The organism is Paucibacter sp. B2R-40, from assembly GCF_025717555.1.
Classification (GTDB): domain Bacteria; phylum Pseudomonadota; class Gammaproteobacteria; order Burkholderiales; family Burkholderiaceae_C; genus Paucibacter_A.
The window spans coordinates 406244-418712 of sequence record NZ_JAJIRP010000003.1 but is presented as its reverse complement, the minus strand read 5'-3'; the positions used below and the strand labels follow the sequence as shown (position 1 = coordinate 418712).

Below are 12469 nucleotides of genomic sequence, written 5' to 3'. Positions count from 1 at the left end.
TTCGCGAGCCCTTGCCAGCAGGCCCTCAGAGGTAGCGAAATTTGCACCCTCAGGGGGCCTAACTTGCTACTTGCCTGTGCAAGCCAGCGGTGTCAGAGCGCGCGCCAGACCAACTCTTGCAAGTCGTTTGCGGAGATGATTTTTTCAAGCGTCGGGGTGTCGGAGCCGTAGGCTCGCACTTCGAGTTTGATGCTCTGGCCGGTCGGCGCCAGCTTGGTGCCGGTGACCGAGGATTTGTCGCCGCGGCCGGTGACGATCAAACGCGTGTCGCCCAGTTCGGCGCGCACATCGAGTGTCTTTGCGTAGTTGACGGCGCCGGTCGCTTTGTCCACGTCGGTATGGATGGCAATCCAGCTTGGCGTTTCAGCCTCAGCGCCCGGTACTTTGGTGACACTGCCCGCATAGCGCTGCTTCTTGTCGTTCTGGCTGACAAAGAAAAAGTAGGCCACGTCCAGGGTCTTGCCGCCGCTGATGAAGCGCTCGCCCACGCTGGCATCCATCACCTGCAGCAGTTGCGCGGTGCTGTCGGCCCGGTAGCTGAGGGTCTTGATGTTGACGCCATATTCGACCGGTGCTTGACCGGGCACGATGACCTGGTCGTTGACATCGAGGATGAGTTGGCCGGACGACACGAACATGCTGCCGACATCGCAGTTGTTGAAGCTGAAGCTATAGGTCTTGCCGACGACATCCATGCGCAGCGAGCCGCCCAGACCACAGCGGTAGTCGCCGCTTAGACTGGCTTTGTTCAGCATGGTTTGGACCGCGAGCTTGCGCAAAACGTTGACCTCACCGAAGCGTCGGTAGGCGCCTTCGCCCAAGGCGTAGACATAGGCGTAGTTGTAGTTGTTGACCCGGTTGAAGTCTTGCGCGTCGGGCAAATTGCCGTCGCTGCCTTCATTGCCGGCGCCTCCTCCTCCGCAGGCGCAAAGACTTAGCGCCGCCAAGAAAGTGGTGATTCGAGGAATGAAGTTTGAAGTTTGCATGGTGTTTGAGATCCGCTAATCGCGGGCCGCGCCCGGCCGCGCCTGAGTGTCGGGTCGCTGTGCTTGCTTTGCCAAATGCGCCGTCGCCGGTGCCGGCTTTTGCTGCTCTCGGGTTCGAAATTTGCTACTTTGGCGCTTTCACCACAGCGGCCCGAGGAAGAAGTAGACCGTGCTGTCGCCATCGCGCGTGCCGCCATAGGCCAGGTAGAAGGGACCCAGGCGGGTGTCAACGGCCAAGAAACCGCTGGCCGCTGTGCGCAGTTTGGCGTCACCCAGTGGGCGCCCCAGGCTGGCCGATTTGCCGGCTTCCAAAGAAAAGCCTGCCCGCACCGCGCCGCCCAGGCCGACCGGCATTTGCGCCAACTGCTTGGCCATCACCAGGCGTGTAAAGGCCAGCGAGCTGGCGCCATTGGGCAGCGGCGGGCGGCTGCCCGACAGGCGCAGAAAGCCGCCCAGCGGGTTATCCACCTTGCCGCGTGGTCGCGGCACGGCATCGGTCTTTTTGGCAGCGGCCTCGGCATATTCGGCATACAAATGGCCGGCCCAGCTATTGATCTGGAAGGCCGCCATCGCGCGGGCCTCAAATGGCATTTCGCCCGTTTGATCACCGCTGCTCAGTCGCCGGCCATGCAGGTCTAGCAAATAGCCGCGACCGGGGAAGGCCGGGGCGTCCAGCGTGTCGATCCTGAAGCGCGCTTCCGGACCGGATTCCACGGTGGCTTCGTTGCTGTCCGGGAAGCCGAAGGCGACGCCGATGCCGCTGGTTTTGTAGGTTTCGCTGCTGTGGCTATAGCCCAGTTGCAGATCGCCCCAATTGCCCAGCCGCCGGCCCGCCATCAAGCCCGCACGGCTGCGGCGATAGGCCAGGTCGGAGAAGAACAGCGGCATATAGGTGTTGTAAGCCCGGTAGTTGAACTGCGGCTCCAGATACCAGGCCGAGCCGGGGCCCAGCGGTTGATTGAAGCTCAGGCCCAGCTCGCGCTCGCTACCGACGCGGGCCAGCGTGCGCAGCTCGGCGCCCCAGGCGTTGATCCAGCCCAGGCTGTGCAGCAGCGTCAAGGCATAGGCGTTGTTGCGACCAAAGTCGCTTTCCACTTCAAAACCCAGGCGCAAGCGGCTGCGCGCCCAGGCGGCCTCGCTGACGGTCATTTGCACATCGCGCACGCCGGCGTCGTCGATCACGTGCGTGTCAATGCGGTCAAAATCGCCACGCCCTTGCAGTGCTGCGCTGGCCTCATTGATTTGCGCATGCGTGACCGGCTGGCCGGGCTTCAAACCTTGGGCTTCCACCATGAGCTTCAAAGCGGCCGGGTTGGTGAAGCCTGTGCCGTCTATGGTCAGTCGGCCCATGGGCAGCGCAGCGACGCTGCTTGTTGCGGCCGCACCCGGTCGTCTGCGCGAGTCCTCGTGGCGGCGGTAATCAAGCTCGCTGAGCGCCAGTGCCTGGAGTTGCGCGGATGCAGCCAGCGATGCCTGTTGCCCGCTTTGCAAAGCCTGTTCGCGGCGGCTGAAGTCGGTCAGTCCGATCTGCTCCATGGCGGGCGTGATCAGCACGTCTTGGGGGCGCAACTCGGCCAATGAGTGTTCGACGTTCTGCGTGGTCAGCAACTTGACCATCTGATCCGTCACGCTCAGGGCGCTCAGCAGTTCTTGCTCGCTCAGCAGCGGTGAGCCGACGTTGACGGCAATGATCACGTCCGCTCCCATGGTGCGCGCCACGTCCACGCCGAGGTTGCGCACCAGGCCGCCGTCCACCACCAGGCGCCCGTCGACCCGCACCGGCGAGAACAAGCCCGGCACCGCCATCGAGGCGCGCATGGCGAGGAACAAGGGCTGATCGCTCAGGGTGACCAATTTGCCGTCCAGCAAGTCGGTGGCGAGGGCTCGAAAGGGCAGCGGCAACTGCTGCAGACCTTGCTCGCTCTTGGCGCCCTGGGCCAGCCGTGTCAATGTGAACTCCAGCGCGCTGTTGCCGGCTGCGGCGGGCGGCAGCGTCACGCCCTTGAGTCCGACGCCAAAATCAATTCTGGATGCCACTAAACGGTCATCCTCGCGGCGCTGAAAGCTCAGCTCACGGCGCGGCGCACGGTCCGACAAAATGGCGTCCCAGTCGGCGCTGCGCACAAAGGCCTCGAGTTCCTCGACACTTTGGCCCGATGCGAACGCGCCGCCGACCACCGCGCCCATGCTGGTGCCTACCACCATATCGACCGGCACGCGCAGCTCTTGCAGCGCCTTGAGCACACCGATGTGCGCTATGCCGCGAGCGCCGCCGCCCGACAGCACCAAGGCAATGCGTGGACGTTTGGGTTCGAGAATTTTTTCGTTTGCCTGTGCCAGGCAGGGGCTGGTAAAGCAGGCGATGGTGCTCAAGCTCAGCAAGAAGGCAAGGGCGGTTTGGCGCATGATGAATGTCGGCGGTGCAACAAGGGCGGGTAGCCCCAAGTGCCGCTTCAAGGGGTGATGAAGCCGGCGCAAATGGCGCGGATTCTAGCCAGCCAGCCGGCCAAACACTTGCGGGTTTAGCCTTAGCCTAGCTGGCTTTTTGCAGTTTGATCAGCGCGAACAAACCGCCACCTTCGGCATTGCCGATTTCCAGTTGGCCGCCCAGGCGCTGGACTGACTTTTCAACGATGGCCAGCCCGAGGCCCGCGCCATTGGCGGCGGTGCGAGCGGCGTCACCGCGAAAGAAGGGCGTGGTCAGTTTGGCAAGTTTGTCTGCCGGCACGCCGCGGCCAAAGTCTCGCACCAGCAAATGCACCCAATTACCGCTTAAAGTCGCCGTCACTTCGACCTTGGTGGCCTGGTCAGCGGCATCGCCCGAGCGACCATAGCGACGTGCGTTTTCAAACAGGTTCAGCAGCACGCGACCGAGTTCGGTGTCGTCGGCCCAAACTTTGAGATCCGACAGCACCGCGTTGTGAATCCGGATTTGTTGTGGCTCGCGAAAACCCTGCGCGACCCGCTCGACCAGCTCGCCCAACAGCAGCGGCTGCAATTGCAGCTCGCTTGGCCGCGCGTAGTCCATGAATTTGTGAATGATGGCGTCGAGCTGATCGATGTCTTGCGCCATGAACTGGCGCGCCTGCTCGTCCGGCACACTCATCTCGGCTTCAAGACGCAAGCGGGCCAGGGGGGTGCGCAGATCATGCGAAATACCGGCCAGCATGACGGTGCGGTCTTCTTCCATCTTGGCCAACTCGCGCGCCATCCGGTTGAAGCCCATATTGACATCGCGGATCTCGCTGGTGCGCGTGCTTTCGTCCAGCACCGAGTCGTACTCGCCCTCGCGAATGCGGTGGGCGGCCAGGCTCAGGTCACGCAGTGGTTGATTGATCAGCCGGGTGATCGCGGCCGACGCCAGCACGGTGCCGATCAAGGCAATCAGCAGCCACCAACTGCTGGCCGAGGCGGCAATGCTGAAAGGCCGCGCGCTGGTCTGCAGCCAGTAGGCGTCCTCGCCGATGCTGAATCGCACCCACAGGCCGGGTGCCTCGTTGACGCTGCGCGCCACCACGGTGTCGGGCCCAAGACGCCCACGCATCTCTGCCGCCAGTTGCTTGGCGAAGGCGGAGGTGTCGTAGGGCTGCCAGCGGTCATGCGCCTCGGCCACGCGCACTTGAACCGTCTCGCTGCGCGCCAGCGAGCTCAACACGGCAACCCGGTTGATGCTGTCGGTGTCGGCCAAGGCGACCCGGCTCAGATTGACCAAGCCGGCCAATTGCTGGGCCGCCTCGAGTGCACGCGGTTCGGCTTCCAGCACCTTGAAGGTCTGCTGCCAAGCCAGCACCCCGCCGGCCAAAAGCAGGGCCAAGAGCGCGAAGGTGCGCCAAAACAGATTGAGTGCGAGCTGGGGACGGGTCATGAGGTCACCCGCCGCACAGAAGCGGCCCGCCCTGCGATAGGGCGCCGATGATCACGGGGCTTTCCCCGCGATCACTTCGGCAGACGCCGTCCTTGGGGCTGCCGGTTGAACGGCTAGGGCTCCTAGGCATCAATAGACTCAGACTGCCTCATCCGGCACAAACACATAACCCACGCCCCAGACGGTCTGGATATAGCGCGGCTGCGCCGGGTCGGTCTCCAGCAATTTGCGCAAGCGCGAGATCTGCACATCGAGGCTGCGATCAAAGGGCTCGAAGTCGCGGCCGCGTGCGAGCTGAGCCAGCTTGTCGCGGGTCAGCGGCTGGCGCGGGTGGCGCACCAAGGCTTTCAGCATCGAGAACTCGCCGGTGGTCAAGGGCAAGGCTTCACCGCCACGCGACAAGCGGCGCAAGGCCAGGTCAAATTCAAACGGGCCGAAACTGACCGTCATGGCCTCCAGCGATGGCGCACCCGGCGCCTCCATCACGGGCCGACGCCGCAGCACCGCGTTGATGCGGGCCAGCAGTTCGCGCGGATTGAAGGGCTTGGACAAATAGTCGTCGGCGCCGACTTCAAGGCCGACGATGCGGTCCACGTCTTCGACCTTGGCCGTCAACATGATGATGGGCGTGAGGTCGTTGCCGGCGCGCAGGCGGCGGCAGATCGTCAGTCCGTCTTCGCCCGGCAGCATCAGGTCAAGCACGATGAGGTCCACGGTCTCGCGGCTGAGCTGCTTGTTGAGCGCGCGACCGTCCTCGGCCAGCAAGACCTCGAAGCCTTCTTGGCTCAGGTAGCGGCGCAGCAGGTCGCGGATGCGCGCGTCATCGTCGACGATCAAGATGCGGTTAGGCCTTGCGGGGGGCGTGCTGGTCATGGCCTTGGTCCTTGTTAGTCCTGGTTAGTCTTGGTTGCTGCCAATTTGTAACAGTGTCATTGTCAGTGTCTTTTGGCCAATTTCTGTGCCGCAGGGACGGCTCGTTACAGTTCATTAACATCTTGGTCTTGGCCCAAGCCGATTCCGTGCAATGCTGCGCGTCCTTGGGCGCAATGCGCTGTCAGTCAAAATTTGGAGTGTCATGAAAACAATCATTTATCTTGGGTTGCTGACCTTGGCCGGCGGCGCCTGTGCAGCGCCCGATGCTTTACCCAGAGACCGCCTCAACCTGACGGCCAATGCCAGCGTGGAGGTTACGCGTGATGTGCTGGGCATTGCCTTTTCGACCAGCAAGGAAGGCAGCGATGCGGCCGTGGTGCAAGCTCAGTTGAAGCAGGCACTCGACGCCGCCTTGGCCGAGGCTCGCAAAATTGCCCGGCCGGGTCAGGTGGAAGTGCAAACCGGTAATTTCTCGCTGTACCCGCGTTATGCGGCTAAGGGGGGCATCAATGGCTGGCAAGGCAATGCGGAGCTGCTGGTGGAGGGTAAGGACGTCGCCGCGATCGCGCAGCTGAGCGGTCGTATCAGCAGCATGAGCATTGCCCGTGTCGGCTATAGCTTGTCCAAGGAGCAGCGCGAGAAGGTCGAGGGTGAGGTGACGGCGCAGGCGATTGCGCACTTCAAGGCGCGCGCCGCCGATTACGCCAGGCAGTTTGGCTTCAATGGCTACTCGATCGGAGAAGTTACCGTCAACAGTTCTGACCCGGGCAATATGCCGATGTCCGCGCCGCCCATGCGCTTCAAGGCGATGGCCGCGTCGGCCGATGAGGCCTTGCCGGTAGAGGCGGGCAAGGCCTCGGTCAGCGTGACGGTGAATGGCTCGGTGCTGATGACGGCGCGGTGAGCGTGGCATCAAGCGCCTTGTTAGGATGAGGCGAGGAGGGCCGTAAAAATGACAGAGCCGCAACTGAAATTCGTGCAATGCCTGGGCAGCGCCGGGCTGCGTCGCATGGCTTATTGGGAATGGGCTTGCAGTGGTGCAGCCGCAGCGAAGGCGCCGGTCTTGGTGTGTGTGCACGGCCTGACCCGCCAGGGACGCGACTTTGATGCTCTGGCCCGCCGCATGAGCGAGAGCCACCGGGTGATATGCCCCGACGTGGCCGGCCGCGGGCGCTCGGACTGGCTGCCTCAGCCCTTTGGCTACCAAATCCCCACCTATGTGGCCGATATGGTGGTGCTGCTGGCGCGACTGGATGTGGAGCAGGTCGATTGGGTCGGCACCTCGATGGGCGGGCTGATCGGCATGGGTTTGGCGGCCTTGCCGGCATCGTCGGATACTGCAGGTAAAGCAGGTAAAGCAGATAAAGCAGGTACAGCGATCAGTTTGGTGCGCCGCATGGTCTTGAACGATGTCGGTCCGGAGCTGGGTTTCGAGGCCTTGCAGCGCATCGGCAGTTACTTGGGCCAGCACATGAGCTTTGATTCGCTGGAGCAGGGCGCGGCCTATTTGTCCAGCATCTCGCAAGGCTTTGGCCCACACAGTGCGGCGCAATGGGCGGCGCTGTCGGCGCCGATGTTCAAGCCCGTTCAAGGAGGCGCCGGCGGAGTGTGCCTGCACTATGACCCGCAACTGGCCGCACCTTTTGCGCAAGTCTCGCGTGAGGCGGCGGAGGCCGGCACGGCCGCGCTCTGGCAGGCCTATGACAGCCTGACTTGCCCGACTCTGCTGCTGCGCGGTGCCGATTCTGATCTGCTCTCCAGCGCAACTGCGCAGGCCATGACGCAGCGCGGGCCGCGGGCACAACTGCATGAGTTCGCCGGCGTTGGTCACGCGCCTACGCTGGTGCAAGCCGATCAAATCGAGGTCGTGCGGGAGTTTTTTGGAGCAGTATGAAGACGGGTTCACAGGCGGGGCAGGCGCAGACCGCAGCGATCGTGAGTTTGCTGGAGGCGTCGCCGGCGCTTGAGCTGACGCCGGTCGGGTGTGCGCCGACGCCCGATATTCCGGCGCTGGACGCGGTGGCCAGGGCACGGGCCTTTGCGGAGCCCTTGCTGGCAGGCCAGTTGTTGGACACGGGCGAGGAAGCGCTGGTCCATGCCGACGGTGTGGCCGCGATTTTGGCCGGCATAGGCGCAGCGCCGGCCATGCAGGCGGCCTCATATTTGGTTTACGCGGGTGACTTTCTGACCCGCCCTGAGGAGTTGGTCAGCAAGGCCTTTGGCGAGTCGTACGCAAGCTTGGTCATGCACACGCGCAAGCTGGTGCAGATTCAGCGTGCCGCACGCGAAGCGCGGGTGCTGGCCTCGGATCGCGCCGAGCAGACCGAGCGGGTGCGCAAGATGTTGCTGGCCTTCTCGCGCGATCTGCGCGTAGTGCTTTTGCGGCTGGCTTCGCGATTGCAGACATTGCGCTTCTTCGCCTTGTCTAAGCAGGCTTGCCCAGGCAGCTTGGCGGCCGAGTCGCTGCAAGTGTTTGCGCCGCTGGCCAACCGTTTGGGTATCTGGCAAATCAAGTGGGAGCTGGAGGATTTGTCCTTTCGCTTCCTGCAGCCGCAAGCCTACCGTGAACTCGCGCGCGCGCTGGACGAAAAAAGGCTGGGCCGAGAACAGAGCATTGAGGCCGCGCGTGCCGCGCTGCAGGCGGATTTGCTGGCGCTCGGTATCGAGGCACAGGTTCAGGGGCGGCCCAAGCATCTCTACAGCATTCATAAAAAAATGCAGGGCAAGGGCTTGGGTCTGGAGCGTGTGTTTGACCTGCGTGCGCTGCGCGTGGTGGTGCCCGCTGTGGCCGACTGTTATGCGGTGCTGAGCCGCTTGCATGAGGTCTACACGCCGGTCGACGGTGAGTTCGATGACTACATCGCCCGACCCAAGCCAAATGGTTATCAGTCGCTCCATACGGTGGTGCTGGGCGCCGATGGCCGAGCGATGGAGGTGCAGATCCGCACAGCGGCGATGCATGAACATGCCGAGCATGGCGTAGCCGCGCATTGGGCCTACAAAGAGGCCGGTGCGCGGGGCTATGCCGGCGTTAGTGCGGCCGGTGACTTCGAGGAGCAGGTCGCGCAGGCCCGCAAGGCAGTGCTGCGCCAACTCTTGGCTTGGGAGCGTGATTTTGTGGAGGCCGAGGCGAGTGCCGAGGCCAGTGCGGTATTCGATGACCGCATCTATGTCTTCACTCCACAGGCCTCCATTGTTGAGCTTGCTGCGGGCGCAACGCCGATCGACTTTGCCTACGCCGTTCACACCGACCTGGGGCACCGCTGCCGAGGTGCCAAGGTGGACGGCGCGATGGTGCCGCTGAATACACCGCTCAAGAGCGGACAAACGGTTGAGGTGACGGCCGCCAAAGAGGGCGGGCCGTCGTTGGATTGGCTCAACGTCGAGCTGGGTTTTTTGCAAAGCCAGCGTTCACGCACCAAGGTGCGGGCCTGGTTCAACGCGATGGCGCAGCGCCAGACCGCAGCGCGGGGCCGCGAGGCTGTCGAGAAGCTCTTGCAGCGCGAAGGCAAGACGGCGGTCAAACTGGAAGATCTGGCCGGCAGGCTTGGCTTTAAAAATGCCGACGCCTTGTTTGAAGTGGTCGGCAAGGACGAGTATTCGCTGCGCAATATCGAGCAGTTGTTGCGCCCGCCGGTGCCCGAGGCCGATAGCGACGAGTTGCTCGCTCAGCGCCGCAGCAAGGCCGGAGCTACAGCACCGCGCGGCGGGGTCTTGGTGGTGGGGGTCGATTCCCTGCTGACCAATTTGGCGCGCTGCTGCCGGCCCGCGCCACCCGATGCGATTGGCGGTTATGTGACGCGCGGCAAGGGCGTCGCGATTCACCGGCGTGATTGCAGCAACTTCAGGCAAATGGCGGCCTTGGCTGGCGAACGGGTGATCGAGGTGGAGTGGGGCGGTCGACCGGGCGAGCAGGGCGTCAAGGGTCCTGGCGCGGCGCAGTATCCGGTCGATGTGATCGTGGAGTCGAGTGAGCGCCAAGGGCTGCTGCGTGACGTGCTGGAGGTGTTTTCGAAGGAAAAAATGAATGTGGTGGCCGTCAATACGCAAGCACTCAAGAGCTCCGTGAGGGCCGCGCGTAGCGGCACCACGTGGACCAATTTCACCGTAGAAGTGGCGGATTCAGGGCGATTGGCCCAAGTGCTGCGCCATGTAGCTACGGTCAACGGTGTACGTTCAGCAAGAAGAAAATGAATGATTTGCAAAAATTCTTGCGGACCCGCGAAAAGCGGGCTATACTGCGAAGCTCTTGAGGCGCGTAGCTCAGCTGGTTAGAGCACCACCTTGACATGGTGGGGGTCGTTGGTTCGAGTCCAATCGCGCCTACCAAATTAGGTAGGCGTTACCTTCAAGTAACGTTGAAATAAGAAGCCCGGTAGATCGCAGATCTGTCGGGCTTTTTGCTTTGCGGCCCGCTTTCAGATCTGGGTTCTTACGCCATGCTGGTTGGTGGTCGCGTCTTGGACATGTACTCCAAAAAGGCCCTGCCTAAGGGGTAATCCCCTTCGGAATGCCTGTGGGCGTCTTCTAGAATATTGTTGCACCTGCACAAATTGATGCAATGACAGCCCTGCTCGGCAGAGGGCCCTAGGCGCGGCGTCTAAAGCGCTGCCGCTAATCGAATCGAAGAGGAGTTGTCCATGGTTACTGCCCGCAAAAAGGCCGCGGGAAGCTCGGCGCAAGAGGCGGGAGCAGAGCAGAACAGCGGCGTTCGCGTGCTCAAGAAGTATCCGAATCGGCGTCTCTATGACACTCAAACCAGCAGCTACATCACCTTGGCCGATGTCAAGAAGATGGTGTTCGCCGGTCAGGCTTTCGAGGTGCGCGACGCCAAAACGAGCGAAGACCTGACGCGCAGCATCCTGCTGCAGATCATTCTGGAAGAGGAAACCGGCGGTGTGCCGATGTTCAGCACCGCCGCGCTGGAGCAGATCATTCGTTTTTACGGCCATGCGATGCAAGGCGTGATGGGTGACTATCTGGAAAAGAATGTGCAGAGCTTCGGCGACTTGCAGACCAAGTTCGCCGAGCAAAGCAAGGGTTTGGCCTTCAGTCCCGAGTTGTGGACGCAATTCCTTGGTGCTCAAGCGCCAATGATGCAGGGATTGCTGGGTGGCTATGCCGAGCAGTCAAAGACCTTGATTTCGCAGATGCAAGAAAAAATGCAGGAGCAGATTCAGCAGGCGTCTGCGCTCTTCCCGGGCATTCCAGGGCTGCCTGGATTTCCCAAAAAGTAGCGCATTGCCGCCTTTGTGTTGGGCCTTTGAGCCCGGCCGCTTCGGGATGAGCGAAAATCCCCGGATGAACACAATCAACACAAGCGGCGTCAATGTCGCCGCCGCGCCCAAAATCGGCTTTGTATCCTTGGGCTGCCCAAAGGCTCTGACCGACTCTGAACTGATCCTGACCCAGTTGCGGGCCGAGGGCTACGAGACTTCCAAGACCTTTGCCGGCGCCGATTTGGTGATCGTCAATACCTGCGGCTTCATTGATGACGCGGTGCGGGAGAGCCTGGATACCATCGGTGAAGCCTTGGCCGAAAACGGCAAGGTGATCGTGACGGGCTGCTTAGGTGCTAAAGCTGGGGCGTCGAGCCCGGACGCGGGCGGCTTGGTGCGCGAGATGCACCCCAGCGTCTTGGCCGTGACCGGCCCGCACGCCACGCAAGAGGTGATGGACGCCGTGCATCTGCATGTGCCCAAGCCCCATGACCCATTTTTGGATCTGGTGCCCGAGTCGCGCGGCATTGCGGGCATCAAGTTGACGCCAAAGCACTACGCTTACTTGAAGATCAGCGAGGGCTGCAACCATCGCTGCACCTTCTGCATCATCCCGAGCATGCGCGGTGATCTGGTGTCGCGTCCGATCGGCGATGTGCTCAATGAAGCGCGAGCATTGTTTGAATCCGGCGTGAAGGAATTGCTGGTTGTCAGCCAGGACACCAGCGCCTACGGCGTAGACGTCAAATACCGCACCGGCTTTTGGGACGGCAAGCCGGTCAAGACCCGCATGTACGACCTGGTCGCGCAAATGGGTGAGATGGCCAAGCAGTACGGCGCCTGGGTGCGCCTGCATTACGTCTACCCCTATCCGCATGTGGACGAGGTCTTGCCGCTGATGGCCGAAGGCCTGATCCTGCCTTACCTGGACGTGCCGCTCCAGCATGCCCACCCTGACGTGCTCAAGCGCATGAAGCGCCCGGCCAATGGCGAGAAGAATATGGAGCGCATCCTGCGCTGGCGCGAGATCTGCCCGGACATCGTGATTCGCTCGACCTTCATCGCCGGTTTCCCCGGTGAGACTGAAGCCGAGTTCCAGTATCTGCTGGACTTCATGGCCGAGGCACGTATCGACCGCGCCGGTTGCTTTGCCTATTCACCGGTGACGGGCGCCACGGCCAACGAATTGGACGGCGCGCTGCCGCAGGAGGTGCGCGAAGAGCGCCGAGCGCGCTTCATGGCCATGGCTGAAGCGGTGTCCACCGACAAGCTGCGCGCGCGCATTGGCTCCACGATGCAAGTCTTGGTCGACTCCGCCCCGGCGATGGGTCGCAAGGGCGGCGTCGGCCGCAGCTACGCGGATGCGCCAGAGATCGACGGCACGGTGCGCCTGGCTGCGCCGCAAAAGGCCAGCAAGACGCTCAAGGTCGGTGAGTTCACCAAGGCCAAGATCGTTGCGACCGAAGGCCATGACTTGATCGGCGTGCCGATCTAGTCGCTGTTCTTGACTCAAACGGGCTGCGGCC

The 12469-nt window shown here is 62.5% G+C and carries 9 protein-coding genes and 1 tRNA gene; 6 read left to right on the top strand and 4 right to left on the bottom strand.

The genetic code is table 11. From position 1 onward, the window contains the following. Positions 1-92: 92 nt before the first annotated feature. The 4 genes from LNV09_RS08430 to ompR all read right to left on the bottom strand — a co-directional run bounded on the left by LNV09_RS08430 (position 93) and on the right by ompR (position 5724). Positions 93-986, bottom strand: a complete 894-nt coding sequence (locus LNV09_RS08430; RefSeq protein WP_263556642.1) for a hypothetical protein — start codon at positions 984-986, stop codon at positions 93-95. Positions 987-1124: 138 nt separating this feature from the next. After that, positions 1125-3392 (bottom strand): patatin-like phospholipase family protein, encoded by a 2268-nt coding sequence (locus LNV09_RS08425; RefSeq protein ID WP_263556641.1) that lies wholly within the window; start codon positions 3390-3392, stop codon positions 1125-1127. A 127-nt stretch (positions 3393-3519) separates the two neighbouring features. Further along, on the bottom strand, positions 3520-4851 hold the full coding sequence (locus LNV09_RS08420; protein WP_263556640.1) for an ATP-binding protein: 1332 nt from the start codon (positions 4849-4851) through the stop codon (positions 3520-3522). Between the two features lie 138 nt (positions 4852-4989). Then, on the bottom strand, positions 4990-5724 hold the full coding sequence (gene ompR, locus LNV09_RS08415) for an osmolarity response regulator transcription factor OmpR (protein WP_263556639.1): 735 nt from the start codon (positions 5722-5724) through the stop codon (positions 4990-4992). A gap of 202 nt (positions 5725-5926) precedes the next feature. Here ompR and LNV09_RS08410 point away from each other — a divergent pair, with 202 nt between their 5' ends. From LNV09_RS08410 to rimO, 6 genes are all read left to right on the top strand, one after another. After that, positions 5927-6628, top strand: a complete 702-nt coding sequence (locus LNV09_RS08410; protein ID WP_263556638.1) for an SIMPL domain-containing protein — start codon at positions 5927-5929, stop codon at positions 6626-6628. A gap of 48 nt (positions 6629-6676) precedes the next feature. After that, complete coding sequence (locus LNV09_RS08405; protein WP_263556637.1) at positions 6677-7618, top strand: alpha/beta fold hydrolase; 942 nt, start codon at positions 6677-6679, stop codon at positions 7616-7618. Continuing rightward, on the top strand, positions 7615-9918 hold the full coding sequence (locus tag LNV09_RS08400) for a RelA/SpoT family protein (RefSeq protein ID WP_263556636.1): 2304 nt from the start codon (positions 7615-7617) through the stop codon (positions 9916-9918). The genes LNV09_RS08405 and LNV09_RS08400 overlap by 4 nt, the downstream gene beginning before the upstream one ends. A gap of 58 nt (positions 9919-9976) precedes the next feature. Continuing rightward, positions 9977-10053 (top strand) — tRNA-Val (locus LNV09_RS08395). 311 nt (positions 10054-10364) lie between these two features. After that, positions 10365-10961: a polyhydroxyalkanoate synthesis repressor PhaR gene (gene phaR, locus LNV09_RS08390; RefSeq protein WP_263556635.1), complete on the top strand. Its 597-nt coding sequence runs from the start codon at positions 10365-10367 to the stop codon at positions 10959-10961. Between the two features lie 64 nt (positions 10962-11025). Further along, complete coding sequence (gene rimO, locus LNV09_RS08385) at positions 11026-12438, top strand: 30S ribosomal protein S12 methylthiotransferase RimO (RefSeq protein ID WP_263556634.1); 1413 nt, start codon at positions 11026-11028, stop codon at positions 12436-12438. The last annotated feature ends 31 nt before the right edge of the window (positions 12439-12469 follow it).

Excerpts from the sequence above, each read along its gene's own strand:
- LNV09_RS08430 (WP_263556642.1), bottom strand. The coding sequence starts at position 986 with ATGCAAACTTCAAACTTCATTCCTCGAATCACCACTTTCTTGGCGGCG.
- LNV09_RS08425 (WP_263556641.1), bottom strand. The coding sequence starts at position 3,392 with ATGCGCCAAACCGCCCTTGCCTTCTTGCTGAGCTTGAGCACCATCGCC.
- LNV09_RS08420 (WP_263556640.1), bottom strand. The coding sequence starts at position 4,851 with ATGACCCGTCCCCAGCTCGCACTCAATCTGTTTTGGCGCACCTTCGCG.
- ompR (WP_263556639.1), bottom strand. The coding sequence starts at position 5,724 with ATGACCAGCACGCCCCCCGCAAGGCCTAACCGCATCTTGATCGTCGAC.
- LNV09_RS08410 (WP_263556638.1), top strand. The coding sequence starts at position 5,927 with ATGAAAACAATCATTTATCTTGGGTTGCTGACCTTGGCCGGCGGCGCC.
- LNV09_RS08405 (WP_263556637.1), top strand. The coding sequence starts at position 6,677 with ATGACAGAGCCGCAACTGAAATTCGTGCAATGCCTGGGCAGCGCCGGG.
- LNV09_RS08400 (WP_263556636.1), top strand. The coding sequence starts at position 7,615 with ATGAAGACGGGTTCACAGGCGGGGCAGGCGCAGACCGCAGCGATCGTG.
- phaR (WP_263556635.1), top strand. The coding sequence starts at position 10,365 with ATGGTTACTGCCCGCAAAAAGGCCGCGGGAAGCTCGGCGCAAGAGGCG.
- rimO (WP_263556634.1), top strand. The coding sequence starts at position 11,026 with ATGAACACAATCAACACAAGCGGCGTCAATGTCGCCGCCGCGCCCAAA.